Origin of the sequence: Tunturiibacter gelidiferens, assembly GCF_014201335.1 — a bacterium.
Taxonomy (GTDB): Bacteria; Acidobacteriota; Terriglobia; order Terriglobales; family Acidobacteriaceae; genus Edaphobacter; species Edaphobacter lichenicola_E.
Window position 1 is genome coordinate 395,788 of record NZ_JACHEB010000004.1, and the last position, 17,998, is coordinate 413,785.

The 17,998-nt window shown below is 55.9% G+C and carries 14 protein-coding genes; 8 read left to right on the forward strand and 6 right to left on the reverse strand.

From position 1 onward, the window contains the following. Positions 1-103 precede the first annotated feature (103 nt). Positions 104-619 (forward strand): hypothetical protein, encoded by a 516-nt coding sequence (locus tag HDF14_RS10540; RefSeq protein WP_183976235.1) that lies wholly within the window; start codon positions 104-106, stop codon positions 617-619. A gap of 78 nt (positions 620-697) precedes the next feature. On the opposite strand, the gene aroE is transcribed toward HDF14_RS10540, so the two are convergent. Next, entirely contained in the window at positions 698-2,278 is a 1,581-nt protein-coding gene (aroE, locus tag HDF14_RS10545) for a shikimate dehydrogenase (protein ID WP_313899539.1), read from the reverse strand. Positions 2,279-2,494: 216 nt separating this feature from the next. On the opposite strand from aroE, the gene pgeF reads away from it, so the two are divergent. Further along, complete coding sequence (gene pgeF, locus HDF14_RS10550; RefSeq protein ID WP_260698169.1) at positions 2,495-3,427, forward strand: peptidoglycan editing factor PgeF; 933 nt, start codon at positions 2,495-2,497, stop codon at positions 3,425-3,427. 134 nt (positions 3,428-3,561) lie between these two features. Here pgeF and HDF14_RS10555 read toward each other — a convergent pair whose 3' ends face one another. The 3 genes from HDF14_RS10555 to HDF14_RS10565 form a co-directional block, all read right to left on the reverse strand. After that, positions 3,562-5,691 (reverse strand): prolyl oligopeptidase family serine peptidase, encoded by a 2,130-nt coding sequence (locus tag HDF14_RS10555; RefSeq protein WP_183976239.1) that lies wholly within the window; start codon positions 5,689-5,691, stop codon positions 3,562-3,564. Positions 5,692-5,821: 130 nt separating this feature from the next. Continuing rightward, positions 5,822-7,564, reverse strand: coding sequence for a hypothetical protein (locus tag HDF14_RS10560; protein WP_183976241.1), 1,743 nt, complete (start codon positions 7,562-7,564; stop codon positions 5,822-5,824). Next, positions 7,552-8,358: an ABC transporter ATP-binding protein gene (locus HDF14_RS10565; RefSeq protein WP_183976591.1), complete on the reverse strand. Its 807-nt coding sequence runs from the start codon at positions 8,356-8,358 to the stop codon at positions 7,552-7,554. The genes HDF14_RS10560 and HDF14_RS10565 overlap by 13 nt, the downstream gene beginning before the upstream one ends. A 345-nt stretch (positions 8,359-8,703) precedes the next feature. Between HDF14_RS10565 and dxs the strand changes: the two genes are divergently transcribed. Next, a complete protein-coding gene (dxs, locus tag HDF14_RS10570) occupies positions 8,704-10,596 on the forward strand; it encodes a 1-deoxy-D-xylulose-5-phosphate synthase (protein WP_183976593.1) in 1,893 nt (630 codons plus the stop codon). Between the two features lie 61 nt (positions 10,597-10,657). On the opposite strand, the gene HDF14_RS10575 is transcribed toward dxs, so the two are convergent. After that, positions 10,658-11,182 carry an SRPBCC family protein gene (locus HDF14_RS10575; RefSeq protein WP_183976243.1) on the reverse strand — a complete coding sequence of 175 codons (525 nt, stop codon included), beginning with the start codon at positions 11,180-11,182 and terminating at the stop codon, positions 10,658-10,660. A gap of 122 nt (positions 11,183-11,304) precedes the next feature. Then, positions 11,305-11,859 carry a fasciclin domain-containing protein gene (locus HDF14_RS10580; protein ID WP_183976245.1) on the reverse strand — a complete coding sequence of 185 codons (555 nt, stop codon included), beginning with the start codon at positions 11,857-11,859 and terminating at the stop codon, positions 11,305-11,307. A gap of 293 nt (positions 11,860-12,152) precedes the next feature. Here HDF14_RS10580 and HDF14_RS10585 point away from each other — a divergent pair, with 293 nt between their 5' ends. The 5 genes from HDF14_RS10585 to HDF14_RS10605 all read left to right on the forward strand — a co-directional run bounded on the left by HDF14_RS10585 (position 12,153) and on the right by HDF14_RS10605 (position 17,956). Beyond that, on the forward strand, positions 12,153-12,650 hold the full coding sequence (locus HDF14_RS10585) for a DUF2127 domain-containing protein (protein WP_260698170.1): 498 nt from the start codon (positions 12,153-12,155) through the stop codon (positions 12,648-12,650). Between the two features lie 670 nt (positions 12,651-13,320). Beyond that, positions 13,321-13,782 carry a division/cell wall cluster transcriptional repressor MraZ gene (locus HDF14_RS10590; protein WP_183976249.1) on the forward strand — a complete coding sequence of 154 codons (462 nt, stop codon included), beginning with the start codon at positions 13,321-13,323 and terminating at the stop codon, positions 13,780-13,782. Between the two features lie 139 nt (positions 13,783-13,921). Further along, entirely contained in the window at positions 13,922-14,815 is an 894-nt protein-coding gene (gene rsmH, locus HDF14_RS10595; protein ID WP_183976251.1) for a 16S rRNA (cytosine(1402)-N(4))-methyltransferase RsmH, read from the forward strand. Positions 14,816-15,029: 214 nt separating this feature from the next. Beyond that, on the forward strand, positions 15,030-15,551 hold the full coding sequence (gene ftsL, locus HDF14_RS10600; RefSeq protein ID WP_183976259.1) for a cell division protein FtsL: 522 nt from the start codon (positions 15,030-15,032) through the stop codon (positions 15,549-15,551). A gap of 83 nt (positions 15,552-15,634) precedes the next feature. Beyond that, positions 15,635-17,956 (forward strand): penicillin-binding transpeptidase domain-containing protein, encoded by a 2,322-nt coding sequence (locus HDF14_RS10605; RefSeq protein WP_183976261.1) that lies wholly within the window; start codon positions 15,635-15,637, stop codon positions 17,954-17,956. The last annotated feature ends 42 nt before the right edge of the window (positions 17,957-17,998 follow it).

Sequence of the window (17,998 nt, forward strand, 5' to 3'; positions counted from 1 at the left end):
AACGCGATGGTGATCGGGCGAGTACCAGCGGAGAGGCGCGCGGCTTGATGCGGTTCGGCACGTCGTTTGCAAAGAGCGTCCTCACGGAGGGCAAGAGGTGATCATGTCAACTTCATTTACAACACCGAACGGTTTTTCACGAAAGACAGGAGCTCCTACCACCTCTGGAAAGAATGTCGCTTGGTATTTGCTATTTCTCGAACATTTAGACGAGTTCGCGACCCTGGCGTGGTACCTCGTCGCGGATCACCGCTTGGTCGAAGAGGCGATTCAGCGAACGATGGTGCAGCTGGACGCAATTCCGTTCGATGTCTCGATGCCGTTGCTCGCATATAACCAGGCGCGGGAGACACTTATTACGCAGGCGATCGCCGGACTTGGGTTGGGACGCAAAGGAAGTGAAGCAGGTGCTGTGTATTTGCCGAGCACCCTTGGCGAGTTGCCTGACCTGCCGCGTTTGGCATTTATGCTAAAACTCGTTTTGCGATCCTCGGAGGTCGAAGTGGCAAAGTTTCTGGACGTCACGCCGTCCAAAGTGAGGGAGTTGGTTCAGGCTGCGATCAATCGTCTGAGCCTGCGAGTGCCCTTTTCTGTGCTGAATGGATGCTATGACGCGTGATTCGCGAGGTCCTAAAGTTAAAACACTGAACCCGGATTGCTCCGGGCTCGGGTTCGGACTCGTGCGGGAGGCGAGTGGTTAGGAAGCTTTCTTCGTCTTCGCAGCCGGCGCTGGCGTCTCTGCGACTGACTCGGCTTGTTGGCGTAGAGCATGGATGACGACGCGCAGCATCTCCTCTTCAGGGGCAGGTTTGCCGGTGAAGATCTCGAACTGACGAGCTCCCTGTTGAACGAACATCTCTATGCCGGTGATGATGGGGATGCTCTGCTGCCGCGCGAGACGGAGTAGAGGGGTTTCGAGCGGGTTGTAGACGAGGTCGAAGACCAGCTTGGTGTTGAGGTCTGCGGCTTCGAGGGTCGGTGTGCTTTTGATGCCGGCCATACCCACCGGAGTCGCATTGACGATTACGTCGAAGGTGGTTTTGGATAGGGCATCTTTCTTGATCGTCTTTGAACCGGACTGCTTGGCTAGTTTCTGCGCGGTCTCGGCGGTGCGATTGAGGATGAAGACCTCGGCTCCCTTATCGCGCATACCGAAGACGGCGGCACGAGCGGCTCCGCCGGCACCGATAACGAGAGCCTTTGCTCCGCGGAGGGACATTCGCTTCTCAATGGGGCCGGTGATCCCGGCGACGTCTGTGTTGAAGCCGTAGAGCTTGCCATCCTGACGGAGGACCGTGTTGCAAGCACCGATTTTGGCCGAGAGAGGATCGGTCTTCTCGAGGTGCGCCATGATCTCCTGCTTGAGCGGCATGGTTACGCTGAGGCCCTGAATGGGAATCTCGTGTACGAGTTTGAGCAGGTCGGCGAGTTTGTTTGCCTGAAGCGCGAGATAGACAGCGTTGACGGTCTCGCGGCGGAAGGCCGTGTTCATCATGATGGGCGAGAGCGAGCTGCGAATCGGGTTTCCGGCGACCCCGTAGACCTTCGTGGCTGCGTCGACTTGATCGATGCGATAGGTTTCGATCAGTGTGCGGGCCGCGATCTGGCCGGGGCCGGTCTCCTCGCCAGCGGTTGCTGCGGCGAAAGTGAATGCGCTGCCGGCGCGGAGTCCGAGAACGCGGGAGATGATGCCTGCATCTCCCATACAGATGCCAACGATGTTGGAGTGATCATCCATGCGTTCGATGAAGCGCATGAGGGTGACATTGTCTGTGAGGCTCTTGGCCGTGGGCACGATCTTGATGAAGTCGGGCTGAAAGGGTTCAATTCGCTTGAAGATGCCGTCAAGATCTTTGGTGGCTGCAAAGTCGTGATGGCTGATGATGAGGGCAACGCCTGTGTCCCGAAGCTTCTGAAGTTCGCCTTTCTTCAGGCTCTCAGCCGATTCGAGCTCAAGATCGACGATGTGGAAACCAGAGGTTCCCGCCTTGGAGAGAATCTCCATCTCGGCGGCGAGATTGCCTGAGAATTTGCCGCCGTTTGCCGAGCGACGACAGGTGGCGATGGCAGTGACCGCGGTGTTGTCGCTGAGGAAATGTTTCAGTTTCGGCAGGGCCAGGAGAGGCTTCTCCAGGTAGTCGAGGCGGAACTCGAGAAAGGGCGTCTCTTTGACGACAGCGGTAGCTTTTTCAAGCATCTCGGCAGGTGTGGCGCCAATGATGGCGACGCAGACTTTACCGATACGGGAACGAAGAAATTGGGGGGTTACGCTGGGCACATTCACTCTCATGTCTACAATCGCGGTATATTACAGACCCACGGGGAAGGATGCAAATTTTCGTTGAAATATTAGGAGTTTAGTTCCTGTCCTTGCAACGTTACTCGGTTTCGTCTCTTTGGATGCGCGAGGCGGGTCGAAGACACTAGAAGTAGACGCTATATCTCGAAGAATGTTACTCGTGAGTAGTTGGGGGAGGAGTGGAAACTCATACTCATGCGCGAAGTCGTAAACCAGCTATTAGCGAACATTTTGCGGCGAAATGTGAAAGATGTTTATCAAAGTAAAGGAGTTAGCGTGAGTGAAGAGATCAAAACTATGCGAAATGGGGCGTGGGAGAGGTTTGGGTGGTTGCGGCATGGTTTCAGCACCCGGAGTGGAGGGGTCTCGACGGTTTATGGGGGAAAATCGCTGAATCTGGGATGGACCAAAGAGGATGACAGGGCGTCGGTGGTGGAAAATCGACGGCAATTTGTGCGGTTTGTTGATGGTGATTTGGGGGATAAACGTGGTTCGGTGCTGGTGGGAGTGCGGCAGATTCACTCGGACATCGTAAGAGTCGTTCGGGGTGGGGATGGGGCACGGGAGGGCAGGCTTGAGACGGAAGAAGGGAAGGCGGTTCTCGATGGAGATGGGCTCATTACCAATGTTCCGGGGGTGCTGTTAGGGGTGGGGACGGCCGATTGCGTTCCCGTGCTGATGGTGGATGGGAAGAATAGAGCGGTCGGGGCGTTTCATGCGGGATGGCGGGGAACGGTGGCACAGATCGTGGAGCGGGGGGTGGCGATGATGGTGGACGAGTATGGGTCGCGGGTGGAGGATCTGGAGGCGGCGGTAGGACCGAGCATTGGTTCTTGCTGCTACTCGGTGGGCAAGGAAGTGCATAACGAGTTCCACGAGCGGTTTGGGTATGCGGCAGATCTTTTTCGAGTTGGTGTCGACGAGAATGACGCCAAAATTTATTTGGATCTGTGGGAAGCGAATCGAAGACAACTGTTGAATGCCGGAGTGGGAGAAGAGCAAATTACCGTGGTGGGGGAGTGTACGGCTTGCGAGGTCGATGCGCGAGGGGAACAGAAATACTTTTCGCATCGTGGAGAGAGGGGCGTTGCGGGGAGAATGCTGAGCGTTGTGGGTGTGGCTGGATAGCTTTGCGCTGGATCTGATGAAAAAGAGTCAGGACCACCCATGTTGAGCGATCCTGACTCCTCATTTGTCTTCGAGCTCAGTTGCGTTGATATTTTCAAAGACGCAGCCGCCTTGGTCTACTACTTTACGAATGCTTAATCCATCAATTTTCGCGTGAAGTAGGTGTACTGTTCGGCGCGGGTGTTGGCCTGTTCTTTGAGATTGGCTCCGGGGGCGTGGCCGCCTTCGATGATCTCGTCGTAGAAGAAGGGCTTGTGAAACTCTTCGAGGCGAGCGGCGAATTTGCGTGCGTGGACCGGTCCTACTCGGTCATCCTTGGTTGTAGTGAAGATGAGAGGTTCGGGGTAGTTTGTGTTGGGGTTGAGCTGGTTGTAAGGGGAAATGTAGGCGAGGAACTTTCGCTCCTCTGAGATGGTGACAGTGCCATATTCTCCGACCCAGGAGGCGCCAGCAGCAATCTGTTCGTAGCGGAGCATATCGAGTAGGGGTACTTGGATCACAACTGCATTCCACATCTCGGGGTGCTGAGTGAATTCGACGCCCATGAGGAGGCCGCCGTTGGAGCCACCGACGATACCGAGGCGACGGGGCGAGGTGATCTTGCGGGTGAAAAGATCCTGACCGACTGCCGTGAAGTCCTCGTAGATGCGCTCGCGATGGGTTTTGAGACCGGCCTCATGCCAGGCCGGACCAAACTCGCCGCCGCCCCTTATGTTAGCGAGGACGAAGGTACCGCCTCGCTCAAGCCATAGTTTGCCAAGGATGGGATTGTAGAGAGGCGTCATGGAGACTTGAAATCCGCCGTATGCGTTCATAACAGTGGGATTCGAGCCGTCGTACTTGATGTCCTTGTGGCGAACGAGGAAGTATGGGACTTTGGTTCCGTCTTTGGAAGTCGCCTCGAGCTGTTCGACGATGAGGTTGGAGGTGTCGAACTGGGCGGGGAGAGTCTTTGCGAACTTGAGAGTAGTTGAAGCCGCGTCACCCAGAAGGAGCGAGGAAGGCGTGAGGAAGCCCGTGGTCTGGACGAAGAACTTGTCGTCGGAGGTGTTGGCAGAGGCGATCTCGACACTGAGATTGTCGGGGATGTCGAGCTTCTTACGGGGCCAGGTGTTGTTTGCGTCGCGGGTGTAGACGTAGGCGCGACCTTGAACGTGGTCGAGCGTGGTGATAAGCAGGTGGTTTTTGGTCGTTGCAGAGTCCTGAAAGAACTCCTGGGATGTGGGTGTGAAGACGACGGTGGGCTTGAGGTGGACGGGATCTTTTTTGACGGCCTCGAGGTCAAGCGCTATCAATGAGCCTTGAGGGAATGTCGTGGAAAGGCCGTTAGGCTTCCAGTCTTCGTTGAGCTCGACGAGAAGCTGGCCGTCGAGCATACCGTGAAGCTGGCACTTTCCGGGAACAGAGATTTTTTTTGTTCCACCTGAGGTGTAGAACGAGATTTCACGCTCAAAGAAATTTACTCCGCGATCGATGACGACTGCGGAGTGACCTTGTCCATCGTTGATAGTAAATGGGGCGACCTGCACGTCGGTCGGCGTGCCCCGATAGACTTCCTTGGCTTGATCGAGGGATTGGCCGCGCTTCCAAAATTTGACGACGAAGGGATAGCCGGACTGGGTCATTGTTCCATCGCCCCAGTTGCGGGCAACCAGAAGAGTGTCTTTATCAACCCATGTCACATCTTGCTTTGATTTTGGCAAGACAAATCCATTCTTTACAAAATCTCCGGTTTTGAGGTCGAACTCACGGAGTGTGTCGGCGTCTTCGCCTCCGTCGGAGAGAGAGACGAGACAGAGTCCGTTGCCGGGATAGAGGCAGGTGAGCCCCTTCTGGACCCATTTCTGGTTGTCTTTGGCAGCGAGAGCGTCGTAGTCGATGACTGTGTGCCAATCAGGTTGCGAAGTCAGGTAGCTGTCGAGAGAGGTCTTACGAAGGATGCCGCGGACATGCTCGGCATCTTGCCAGGTGTTGTAGATCTCACCGACATGGAAATCGGGAGTCGGAAGCCGGGTTGGAGATTCGAGTATCTTAAGCGCGGTCTCGGCCAATGCGGCGAAGTGTGGGTCGCCCTGAAGGACCTTCGCTGAACGGGCATTTTCTTCGTTGACCCAGGCCATGGCTTTTTCGCCAGAGACATCTTCGAGCCACTGGTATTTATCAGGCTGCTCGTTGGTGTTCTGCGCATAGGTGTGAACGGAACCAAAGGTTGTTGCGATTGCGAATGCGGTAAGGATTGCGGTCTTGCGGCTCCGAAGCTGCATCTTGTCTTTCCCTTCGTGAATTGCTCGATTTGATTGGTCCCGTTACTTCCGCTAAAGCTCGGGCGTTTGCAGAGGTGCTCAGTGTAGCGCAGGATCCGTTTGTAGTTGTGGGATGACGGCAAAGCAGAGTCTAGGTCTTGCAGAGTTCCTCTGCAAGCTCTTCGCGATGGTTGAGGGCGATGGTATCGATGCGGTTGAGGACTTGCAGGTAGAAGAGCAACGCGGCGACGGCCAGCACGAGGAAGAAGGGAACCATGAGCCATGGGAGGTTGAAGGCGTTCGCCAGCAGGACTCCACCATAACCGATGCCGCAGCAGGTTGCTACGACGCCAACGGCGATGAGGGCGCTGAGCTGAGAGGTCTGCTTGCGGTTGATCTTTGAGAGATCAATTTTTTTGGGAGCGGCGAGAGAACGGAGATTGCCGACTGCACCATTGGTGAAGATCGCGAACAGAAGCCAGCAGAACGTACCGAAGGAGATGAGAAGCGATGGTGGGCTAGCGGTGAGGCTGATGACGGCAAAGATCAGAATGAGTTCGATGAAGCTCAAGAGAAAACCGATGATGTTCTTTGCGAGGAAAACGTCTCGAAGACGAGTGGGAGAGAGGAAGTAGAACTGGATTCCTGGGCCGTCCATGCCGAGGCAGTTGTACGAGAGGATGGAGACCCCGAGGACAGAGTACGCGACCGCGGCAGGAAAGACGAAGCTTCCGAAGCGGCCGCTGGTACCGATCCGGTTGGCGAAGAGGAAGACCATGAAGATAGGAGCGATGAATCCGTAGAGCTGGTTGGTGTTGCGGCGGAGGTAGAGAAACTCCTTTTGCAGGCAAGCGGAGATGGCAGGGCTAAGACCGAAATTGCTCGCGCTTGCGAGGGGAGAGGTCGAGGGATGCGGGACCGCTGCGGGAGTGTTTGGGAGGCGGACTGTTTGAGGTTGCTTGGTGACTTCGCTTAGATTTTCTCCGCGGAACTCGCGATGCATGCGTAAAGCGTAGATGGCCAGGAAGAGGCTGCTGAAAGCGACGAGGCCGACGAGCGCCGCGGAGGCGTGGAGGAAGCGTCCTTGAGCGAAGTTGGCGATTGACGTCGCTGTTAGTCCGGGAGGCAGCAATGCGGCGAGGGGTTCAACGTGGTGGAAGATCTTGAGTAGGAATGGAAGACGATTGGCGTGGTGGCGGCTGTTTTGAAAGGCAGGATTGTAGTTGAGATTGATGTACTGAAAGCCGAGGGAGGCGAAGAGGATGAATGCGGTCAGAATCTCGCGGGCGCGACGGGTGGAGAGCCAACGATCGACCCAGGAGAGGACCATTCGGGTGAAGAAGATGTTCGATAAGGCATAGATGGCGAGCAGGAGCGTGGCCCAGGGAATAAGAGATGGTCGGGCGATTGCAATTCCGATATCTGCAGCGACAAGAGCCAGGGTGCCGATGACATTTGAGGCAGAGAGCAGACCGAATAAGAGGCGTGCGGTGAGGTAGCGGGGGAAGCTGATGGGGAAGCGGATGATGGTGTTGATGTCGAAACTCAAGGCGGGCGGAGAGATGTTGAGGACCACAAGTTGCCAAAGCGCGAAGATTGCCCAGGTGAGAGCAGGAAGGAGCGTTAGTTTGTCGGCTGATATGAGGTAATAGCTGGCGAAACCTGCACCGACTATAGGACCCACGGCGATGATGCCAAGGACGGGAAAGAAGATGACGCGAGCGATGATTTCCCCGACCCCACCTTTACGACGGAAGGCGTTGCGGAAGATGCACCAGCGGAGTTGAGCCAAGGCGAGAAATTGCGCGCGGCTTTGTGCAGCGGTCCAGGGGTTGGTGTGTGGGTCTGTCAGGAGCTGCGGTGGTGGCTGCGGATTTTGAATCAGCCCAGCCATGAGAGCTCCTGTTCGGGATGGACCGCGGTGGGATCGCTGCCGACGACGCTGAGAAAGATTTGCTCGAGGGTAAGGGTTTGCTTAATGCTTCCGTTGTCTTCAGGGTTCCGCGCCTGAACGCCTGCACGGAGCTCTTCGAGGGAGCCGTTGGCGATGAGATGGCCGCGGTCGATGATGGCGATGTGGGTGCAGAGACGCTCGACGATCTCGAGGACGTGTGAGGTGAGGAAGATGGTGGCGCCGCGGGTGATCATGCCCTGGAGCATTGCTTTGAGAGTGCCGGAGGCGATGGCGTCTACGCCTTCAAAGGGCTCGTCGAGGAAGAGGATGCGAGGGCCGTGGATGACGGCAGCGGCGAGGGCTAGCTTTTTCTGCATTCCGTGAGAAAAGTCGGTGATGAGCTTTTTCGTTTCGCCGGCGAGGCCCATGAACTCGAGGAGCTCGGTAGTGCGGGTGCCGGTGGTGGCCTGGTCGAGACCGTACATGCGGCCTACGAAGCGGAGGTATTCAGCTGCTGTAAGACGGCCGAAGAGAGCTAGGCCTTCAGGGACGACGCCGATCTGGCGCTTGACCTCGATTGGGTTCGCGATGGCGTCGAGGCCGAGGATCTGGATGGAGCCAGAGGTCGGCGCGAGCAGGCCAGTGAGCATCTTGATGGTAGTGGATTTGCCTGCTCCGTTTGGGCCGAGGAAACCGAAAAACTGGCCGGGAGCGACCGTGAGGTTAACGTCCTGAACAGCAATGAAGTCGCCGAAACGACGGGTGAGGCCTGTAGTGGAGAGGGCGGGAACCATGTGTGGGAAGCATACCGCAGAGGTTGGGGGAGTAGGCATATTCCAGGGGTTCTGACAGGGGAAGGGGATGGACCGTTAGGGCACGCAAACGGTTCGAGGAGCGACAGCCAACGATTTGAGGCGGAAGGACTTTCTCACTTTTTTGCATATCGTAAAACCTAAAAGCCATCCAGAGGATGGCGACTGATGGGAGATACCGTCTAAAACTTGAGGTGAAAGGTGCAACGAATGGAGGATGCAGGGGTTGTTATACTTAAGGGTCACCTCATTTAGCCGAGCTGAGGATGTGACTGTGTTTTGGGCAGGACGCGATGCTCGGTGAGCGAGACTGCAGAACAGGTTTTGATGAGCAACATTCTTGAGACGATTAACTCTCCCGCTGATGTGAAGAAGCTGTCAATTGCGGAGCTGACTGAGCTGGCAGAGGAGATTCGGGCGCGATTGATTGTCGGGGTTGCCAAGACAGGCGGACATATTGGCCCGAACCTCGGTGTCGTCGAATTAACCCTGGCGATGCATTATGTCTTCGATACGCCGACGGATAGCTTTGTCTTTGATGTGAGCCACCAGGCTTATGTGCACAAGTTGCTAACTGGGCGAGAAAAGTTATTTCATACGATTCGGCAACCGGGCGGGTTGAATGGATTTATGCTGCGCACCGAGAGTGAGCATGACAGCTACGGCGCAGGGCACGCCGGAACAGCGCTTAGTGCGGCGCTTGGGATGGCTGTTGGCCGCGACATGGCGGGCGGAAAAGAACACATCGTCGCCTTGGCTGGGGACGCAGCGTTTACAAATGGGATCTCCTTTGAGGCGCTGAACAATATTGCGGCTCAGACCAAGCGATTGATTGTTGTGTTGAACGATAACGCATGGTCGATCGATAAGAACGTTGGAGCGATTGCTGAGTACTTCCACAAGATTGTGACGAATCCGACGGTTTCGAGCCTGCATGATAAGGCAGCGGATCTGTTGGAGCGGTTTGGCGGCAAGACGGCACGGCATGTGGTGCGTAAGGCAGAAGAGGCCGCGAAGGGATTGATCGGGCCAGGCATGCTGTTTGAGGAGTTTGGACTGAGCTACTTCGGGCCGCTCGATGGACATAATCTTCCATTGCTGATCGAGACATTCAAGTATCTAAAGCAACAGAACAGGCCAGTTGTGCTGCACGCGATTACTCAGAAGGGCAGGGGCTTTCAACCGGCGATTGAGAAGCAGAAGAAGTTTCACGGTCTTGGGCCGTATGACGCACAGACGGGAGAGACAAAGGCTGCGGGACAGAAGACCTACTCGGAGATATTTGCCGAGTCGTTGACCAAGCTGGCGGCCGCGAACGATAAGGTAGTAGCAATTACCGCTGCGATGCCGAATGGGACGGCGCTCGATCTCTTCCGGCCGCATCATCCCAAGCGATACTTTGACGTGGGGATCGCTGAGGAACATGCGGTGATTTTTGCGGCTGGGATGGCGACGAAGGGCTACAAACCCTTTTGCGCAATCTACTCGACCTTTTTACAGCGGGCCTTTGATCAGATTGTGCATGATGTCTGTCTGCAGAATTTGCCAGTGGTGTTCTGCATGGACCGCGGCGGGTTGAGCGGCGATGATGGACCGACTCACCATGGGCTCTTTGATATTAGCTATCTGCGCAGCGTTCCGAATCTCATCCACATGGTTCCTAAGGATGAAGATGAACTGTCGGACATGATGTACACGGCGATGCTACATGATGGGCCAAGCGCAATTCGCTACCCGCGTGGTACCGGTCCGGGTACTCCTGTGAAGGAGAGCCCTACGGCAATCGAGATCGGCAAGGCGGAAGTGATCCGCGATGGCGCGGATATTGCGATCTTCGGTCTTGGTGCGATGCTACCTGAGGCGGAACGGCTAGCAGAGATGTTGAAACGCGAGGGTTTTTCCGCGGCGGTCATTAACCCTCGGTTTGCGAAGCCCGTAGATCGCGAGTGCGTCGCCGAGTTCGGTAGACGATGTGGGTTGGTAATTACGTTAGAGGATCACGTGCTCGCGGGAGGGTTTGGCTCGGCTGTGATGGAGACTCTCAATGAACTTGAGTTGCAGGTGCCGGTGGTGAGGGTCGGGTGGCCGGACGCCTTCATCGAGCATGGCAAGGTGGAGTCGTTGCGGGAGAAGTATGGCCTGACGGCTGAGGCTGCGCTTGAGAGATCGAGGCCTTATTTGAACAAGATGATGGATCAGGTGCTGGCCAAGCATTCCTAGCGGGTTTGAAGTTCAAAGAGAAGGCCGCGTGACGCGGCCTTCTCTCGTTTCGGGAGCGTTTTCAAGAGATCGTTAGCAGTTCCAGAGTGCGGGTGTGGCGATATGCGAAGGTCTTTTGAAGTTGCCAGTTGATGATGCTGTTTGCGATGTTGCCTAACGTTCCGAGCGGCGGCTCATATTCCACTTTGTCGTGAAGTAGAGTGCCTGCGATCGATGGGTTGGAATTTTCTGTTCGCGTTTGTGGCTCGATGTAATGGCAGTGGTGCCAGTATGCGAAGGGGCCGCTGAGTTGTTGGTCGCAGAAGTGGTCGTTCCAGACAAACTCGGAGATTTCGGCGTTCCAGGAGACTCGTAGGGGTGCGTAGGGAAAGGGTCGGAAGCTGATTGTGAGTTTCGTGCCTGCGCCGGCTGTGAGGCTGCTGGGGGTGGGCGAAGCGATAGGCGGCGGTGCGAGGGAGATCTTTTCGATGCGGGTTTTCTGCCACGCGGGCATGAGGCGAGGGAGATTTTCAGGATTTGCGAAGAAGGCGAAGACGAGTTCAATGGGGTAGGGAAGCCACTGTTCGGATTGAAATGTGTGGCGCATGTTGAGTTGGTTATAACGTGTTGAGCGAGTGGTGCAGATGCAAAAAGGAACGATGTTTTTTGTGTGATAAGAAAATGGGCGCCTCGCGATGAGGCGCCTTGAAGGATTGCCGGAGGAAACACTTAGTTGGGCATGAGGACGGTGTCGATGACGTGGATGACACCGTTCGACTGGAAGACATCTGCGGTAGTGATGGTGGCCATGCCGCCTTTAGCGTCGGTCAGGATGATGTTGCCGCCTGACATTGTCGCGGTGAGGTCTTCGCCCTGAACAGTCTTAAGGGTGGCTTTGCCACCGCCCTTTTGAATCATCTTTGCGAGCTCTTTGGAGCTGATCTTGCCTGCCACGACGTGGTAGGTGAGGATCTTGTCCAATGTGTCCTTGTTTTCTGGTTTGACGAGTGTGTCGACGGTGCCGGCCGGTAGTTTGGCAAAGGCGTCGTCGGTGGGTGCGAAGACGGTGAAGGGGCCGGGGCTGTTGAGGGTGTCGACCAGACCGCCGGCTTTGACCGCAGCGACGAGGGTCTTGTGAATCGGCGAGTCCACTGCGTTCTCGACGATGGTCTTGGTGGGGTACATTGCAGCGCCGCCTACATCGGGATCCTTCTGGGCGTGGGCGCTGAGTGAGGTGATGGCAAGAGTGGCTACTGCGAGGGTTGCGAGCAGAGACTTCTTCATTTCGTTTTCCTTTGCGTTTCTTAGGTTCTAGAAGCTCGTTCCCTGCAGGGGCGTTCATAAGCATCTACGTCCACTTGCGTGGACTGGATTGGTTCTATTCCCATCATGCTCGTGAAAACCGAGCCAGAGTGGCAGTGTTGCGAGGTCGGTTGTGTATGCGTAATCGATCGCGAGAAGATGTTGATGATGTGAAGTTGTGCATCCTACGAAGGTGGCGTTGACAATTACCTCGAGTCCTCGTCAACTGAAGGTCGGAGCCTATGTTAAAAGTGGCCAGCAGGACGAGTCACCGGTTGACGCAGACAGAGGAGGTGGGGGACCACCCCGCCCATGCGCATGATCGTGGCTTGATGCTGATCGGTCTCTTCAAGCTGGCGAAGGCGATCTTCTTCTTCTGTATCGGTGCCGGCGCGGTTCATCTACTGCATAAGGATGTCGGCGATGAGGTGACGCGGCTGGCGTTGCGGTTGAGGTTTGACCCTGAGAGTCGGCTGGTTGCGCTGTTGCTCCATAAGGCGGATCTTATCGATGCTCATCGGTTGAGGCAGATCAGTGTGGGGACGTTCGGTTACTCTGCACTGGCTCTGACCGAGGGTATTGGGCTGCTTCTCGAAAAGGTCTGGGCTGAGTACTTGACGCTGATTTTGACGGTGTCTTTTCTCCCCTGGGAGCTGTATGAGCTGGTTCGAAGGCCCGACTGGTTTCGTCTGAGCCTGCTGATCATCAATCTAGCGGTGTTGGCTTATCTGATTTGGCTGTTGCGCCGGAAGAACCTATTGGGGAAGCGTTAGCACCCCCTCCATATACACCGCGCCCAAGTTATTTATTTTCAGTGACTTATCGGCTGGGTGCACCTCCAAATTCGTCATTCTAAAGACCTTACTTCCAAATTCCTCCAAACAAAAGGGTTAGCTCGGGCATTTGCCTCCACTTGTCAGCGGCGCAAGATCTTTTCTCTTTACTTATAAGTATAGAAGCTGGAACATAACTAATACGCCACGCGTATCTCTTTGTTGATAAATGAGATACTCAGTTTTGGGGCTTGACAGATTTTAGACGGGCGATGGATCCCGATGTCCTGGTTCTGTCTGGACGAGGGTCTTCTTGTTCTCTTATCAGGATTTGGAGAGCTGCTGATCGTTTTCGCTTTTATTTCGCTTACCAGATGGATTCAGGGCTTGCAAGTGACTCAGAAGTCATGAACCGGGAAGATAAACACTACCGGTAGTAGTTGACTCTTTAGATTGCCCAAGAGACTGAGTTATCCACATCCCGATATGGGAAATGCACAGAAGTTGCACAAATTAACTCTTTACAGGGGGGAGGCGCTCGGCGATGCTGGTGGAACGAAGTAGAAGATTTTGGAGTCTGGTGGATCAAACTAGGTTCCTGACATACAAAATTCTACGACGTGAAGTGATTTTGAACGGAATTTGAGTTGGACAAGGTATCGAGGTCGTTATGTTTCGGGGAAATCACCCAACACGCGTTGACGAGAAAGGGAGATTAAAACTCCCTGCCGAGTTCAAGCGTCGTGTGGATGAGCTGTACGGACCCCAGTTCTACATAACGAGCATGGATGGGAAGCGGGCGCAGGTTTATCCGCTGAAGGAGTGGGAGCAGATCGAGGCGTCGCTGTCGAAGATGTCCCCGATGGATCCGGTTCGGAAGAAGTTTCAGGACGTAACGAATTTTTACGGCCAGATGGCTGAGATGGACGCACAGGGCCGGGTGCTGATTCCGCAGAAGCTGCGGGAGCTGGCGAAGGTGACGGGCGAGGTCAATGTTCTGGGATCGCAGACGTTGTTGGAAGTTGTGAATGCAGAGCTGTTCGATGCTGAGATGAAGAAGGCCAGTGGAGCTGTTGAGCTGACGGATGCGGATCTGATGGCATTCGCAGACAAGACGAAGGCAGTTGCTTAGCGGTAGTTGCATAGCAGTAGAGGGAGCAAGAGCGAAATACAGGGATCCTTCGCTGCGCTCAGGATGACGAGGGGAAGATAAAAGAAGTTCAGGTTGGTGCAAGGTGGCCCCCAGGGGCAGCACAGAAGGCGGGTGAACTATGAAGAGTCCGCAACATGTGCCGGTTCTTTTAGAAGAAGTTTTGGAGTATTTGAATGTGCGGCCGGGCGGCGTGGTGGTTGACGCGACGCTGGGTCTGGCGGGGCACTCTTCAGAGATTGCGAAGAGATTGGGCGGCAAAGGCAAGTTGATTGGCTTTGACCGCGACCCGGAGGCGATGGAAAAGGCTAAAGCAAGGCTTGAGGTTTTACGGGCTGAGCTTGGAGACGAGATGCCGGAGCTGGTGCTTGAGCCGAGGGCGTTTTCGGAGGCTTCGAGCCTGATTGAGCCGGGGAGCCTGGATGGATTGCTTGCTGACTTTGGCGTGAGCAGCCTGCAGCTGGACGAGGCGCACAGAGGATTTAGTTTTCGGACCGATGGCCCGTTAGATATGCGGATGGATACGCGCAGCGGGGAGACGGCCGAGCAAGTGGTAAATCAGGAAGACGAAAACGAACTCGCCGACCTGATTTACGAATTCGGAGAGGAAAGGAGGTCGCGGAGAATCGCCAGAGCCATTGTTAGGGCCCGGCCGATTACGACTACAGCGGAATTGGCTCGAATCGTATCGGCCGAGGCCCCACCAATGAAAGGCGAGAAGATTCATCCCGCTACAAGAACCTTTCAGGCACTTCGGATTCGCGTGAATAACGAGTTAGGAGAGATTCAATCGCTGCTGAAGAGCGCGGGGTCTCTGTTGAGGCCGGGAGGAAGACTGGTGCTGATCAGCTTCCACTCTTTGGAGGACCGGCTGGTGAAGGATGCGTTCAAGGCGGCAAAGGACGCGAAGGTATTTGAGGTTTTGACGAAGAAGCCGGTGGTAGCGGCAGAGCAAGAGCAGATGAGAAATCCGCGGTCGCGCAGTGCCAAGATGAGGGCGGCCGAAAAAATTTAGGTAAGAGATTCTCTGTTGCACTGAAAATGGTGCAGTCTATATATAGAGAAAACATGTGATCGGGCCGGGGTTGTCCTACCTTCTTTCAGGCGAAAGACAACTCTGCAACAAAAAGTCCCTTCCTCCAATAGCGATCCCGGCCCGGTTCGTACGTTGAGGAGAGTGGCAAAGATTTGGGCCCATGGATTTGAGAGAGGTTTGAGAGAGGTACACGATGGCGGCTTCGGCGATGGCAGGACAACAGTTAGAGATGTTGGGTTCGCGGGCGCAGAGCCGTGCGGAGTCGCTGACGACGCGGAATCGCGAGATGTTTGAGAACCAACGGCGTGCGCGGCGTGGTCCGACGCCTGAGGTCTTCTTTACGAAGCACATCGACAATAGCCGCATTGTGAAGGCTGACGATCCAGAGCGCCGGCGCGAGATGCGTACGTTCTCTGCGGTGATGAGTGTGTTGTTCGTGCTGGTGATGGTTTATGTCTGGCAGCATTTTTCGGCGATTGAGATTGGCTATCACGTTGAGGCGCAGAAGCAGCAGGTGGAGCAGTTGCGCGAGGAGAATCGGCAGCTACGTTTGACCGAGGCGCAGTTGACGGATCCGGGCCGGATCGACAAGATTGCGAAGCAGCTTGGGTTGGGCGAGCCTCAACCGGGGCAGGTGGTGCGGCCAGAGGGTGGAGATCCGAACGCTCCGGTGCTGGCGCAGGCGAATACTGCTGCGATGCAGATTGCGCAATAATTGGACTAGCGGGTGGTTCGACTTTGCAGAGAAAGTCTGACGAAGAGGGCTCGGAAGTAAACTAACTTTGAAGCAGGGATGAGATGAACAAGGCGCCACGGCAGACGTTGACCGCTCCGATACGGAGGATCCGTTTCGCCTATGTGGCGCTGTTTTTTTGTGCCTGGACGACGTTGATTGCGGTGCGGCTGGGATGGCTGCAGGTGGTAAGGCACTCGGATTTTGTGCATCGCGCGGCGATGCAGCAGCAGAGGACTTTCGAGGTGGCTCCGCGGCGGGGGATGTTGTATGACCGCAATCTGCGGGAGCTTGCGGTGACGGTGCAGGTGGATAGCGTGTATGCGGTGCCGTCGGAGCTTGGAGATAATCGTGCGAGCGTGGCGGAGATACTGGCTGAGATTGTGCATGCTGACCCGACTGACAACTTTACGTCGCAACAGCAGATGTTGGCGCGGTTCAACGCTTCGAGAAACTTTGCATGGGTGGCGAGGAAGGTCGATCCGAGTATCGCGGATCGTCTGCGCGAGTTGAATTTGAAGGGTGTTTATTTTCAAAAGGAGTTTAAGAGGTTTTATCCGAACAATGATTTGGCCGCGCAGGTGTTGGGGTATGTCGGCACGGATGATATAGGGCTGGGTGGGTTGGAACGGCAGTTTGATGAAGATATGCACGGCGAGCCTGGCCATATGTTGACTGCGCTCGATGCGAAGCGGCATGTGTTGGGGAGTGAAGAGAGCCAGCCGATGCCGGGTGAGAATCTGGTGTTGTCGATTGACGCGAATATTCAGTACATGGCGGAGCGTGCGCTGGATGCGCAGATGTTGAAGACACGAGCGCTGCATGGGACTGTGGTGGTGCAGGATCCGCATACGGGACAGATTCTGGCACTGGCGATTTCGCCGCGATTCAATCCGAATGATCAGAAGCATATGGATTCGAGTGTGCTGCAGAACCTGGCGGTGAGTGATGTGTATGAGCCGGGGTCAACGTTCAAGCTTGTGACGTATTCGGCGGCGCTGGATGGCGCGGGGGTGCAGCCGACGGATCTTGTGGACTGTCAGAACGGGGCGATGACGATGTATGGCCGCACGCTGCATGACGACCATAGCGACCACTTTGGCGTGGTGACGGTGCAGTATGCGCTGGAGCATTCGAGCGACGTGGGCGCGGCGAAGATGGCGCTGAAGCTGGGGCCGAATAAGTTTTATAGCTACATGCGTGGATTTGGTTTTGGCGACCGGTCGGGGATTGAACTGCCGAGCGAGACGCGCGGTCTGCTGCGAGCGCCGAAGAAATGGGGATCGACGAGTATTTTGTCGATGGCGATCGGGCAGGAGGTTGGCGTGACGCCGGTTCAACTGGTGACGATGGTGAGTGCGCTGGCGAACGGCGGGGTTTACATGCCGCCGCATGTGCTGCTGCAGTCGACCGATGAGATGAAGGGTGATGCAAGATTGAAGCCAGCGGCGTTTCGGCCATCGAATCAGTTGCCGACGACGCTGCCGGATGGGGCGCATCGGGTGATCTCGGAGATGACGTCGGCCAAGATGCGCATGATGATGCAGGGGATTGTGACTGAGGGCACGGGCAAGCTGGCGGCGTTGAATGGGTACAGCTCTGCAGGCAAGACAGGGACTGCGCAGAAGATCGATGTGGCGACTCATACGTATTCACATACGAAGCTTGTGGCAAGCTTTGCGGGATTTGCTCCAGTGAGCAATCCGGCGATTTCGATCGCGGTGGTCATCGACACGCCGACGGCTGGTGGGGAGGCTGCGCACTATGGCGGAGCGGCGAGTGCGCCGGTGTTTGCTGATGTGGCGCAGCAGGTATTGGAGTACCTGGGTGTGCCGCACGATCAGCCTCTGAAGACGAAGAAGGAGTTGCAGATCGCGCAGAAGGACGCTGTTGATGACTCTCCTGCCGATAGCACGACGGACCTGAGCGCGATGTTTGACGATGTGAATAGTTTGCCGGCAGATGATCCGTTGCGCGCGCCTGCGAATGCGGCGCCTGTGGATGTTACGGCTAACGTGAAGCCGGTTGTGCACACGGCGAAAGCGCCTGGAGATTCGCCGGGGATTCTGAATCTTCTTCCAGCGAAGGTGCTTGCGGCGTTTCGGACCGAGGGGGGAGCGGGAGGGGCAGAGACCGCACGATTAACGCCTCAGAGGCCTGCTTCGACCGTTGAAACAAAGGAGAAGGATGCCGTTGTGGTGGACGCGAGCCTGCGCGTTCCTGTGCCTTTGTTTGATGGATTGGGGTTGCGGGGTGTTGTGGAGAAAGCGGGTGCGGTGGGTCTGCGCGTGCAAGCGGTGGGAAGCGGGTTGGCACGGGAACAGGTGCCAGCGGCTGGAACGATGGTCGGGGCGGGAACGGAGATCGTGGTGCGGTTCAGCCGATGATGGCTTTGTGCTGCGAAATATTCGAATTCTCGGCTAGCATCC

Coding starts and splice junctions, on each gene's coding strand:
- HDF14_RS10540 (WP_183976235.1), top strand. CDS start 104: ATGTCAACTTCATTTACAACACCGAACGGTTTTTCACGAAAGACAGGA.
- pgeF (WP_260698169.1), top strand. CDS start 2,495: ATGCGCGAAGTCGTAAACCAGCTATTAGCGAACATTTTGCGGCGAAAT.
- HDF14_RS10555 (WP_183976239.1), bottom strand. CDS start 5,691: ATGCAGCTTCGGAGCCGCAAGACCGCAATCCTTACCGCATTCGCAATC.
- HDF14_RS10560 (WP_183976241.1), bottom strand. CDS start 7,564: ATGGCTGGGCTGATTCAAAATCCGCAGCCACCACCGCAGCTCCTGACA.
- HDF14_RS10565 (WP_183976591.1), bottom strand. CDS start 8,358: ATGGTTCCCGCCCTCTCCACTACAGGCCTCACCCGTCGTTTCGGCGAC.
- dxs (WP_183976593.1), top strand. CDS start 8,704: ATGAGCAACATTCTTGAGACGATTAACTCTCCCGCTGATGTGAAGAAG.
- HDF14_RS10575 (WP_183976243.1), bottom strand. CDS start 11,182: ATGCGCCACACATTTCAATCCGAACAGTGGCTTCCCTACCCCATTGAA.
- HDF14_RS10580 (WP_183976245.1), bottom strand. CDS start 11,859: ATGAAGAAGTCTCTGCTCGCAACCCTCGCAGTAGCCACTCTTGCCATC.
- HDF14_RS10590 (WP_183976249.1), top strand. CDS start 13,321: ATGTTTCGGGGAAATCACCCAACACGCGTTGACGAGAAAGGGAGATTA.
- rsmH (WP_183976251.1), top strand. CDS start 13,922: ATGAAGAGTCCGCAACATGTGCCGGTTCTTTTAGAAGAAGTTTTGGAG.
- ftsL (WP_183976259.1), top strand. CDS start 15,030: ATGGCGGCTTCGGCGATGGCAGGACAACAGTTAGAGATGTTGGGTTCG.
- HDF14_RS10605 (WP_183976261.1), top strand. CDS start 15,635: ATGAACAAGGCGCCACGGCAGACGTTGACCGCTCCGATACGGAGGATC.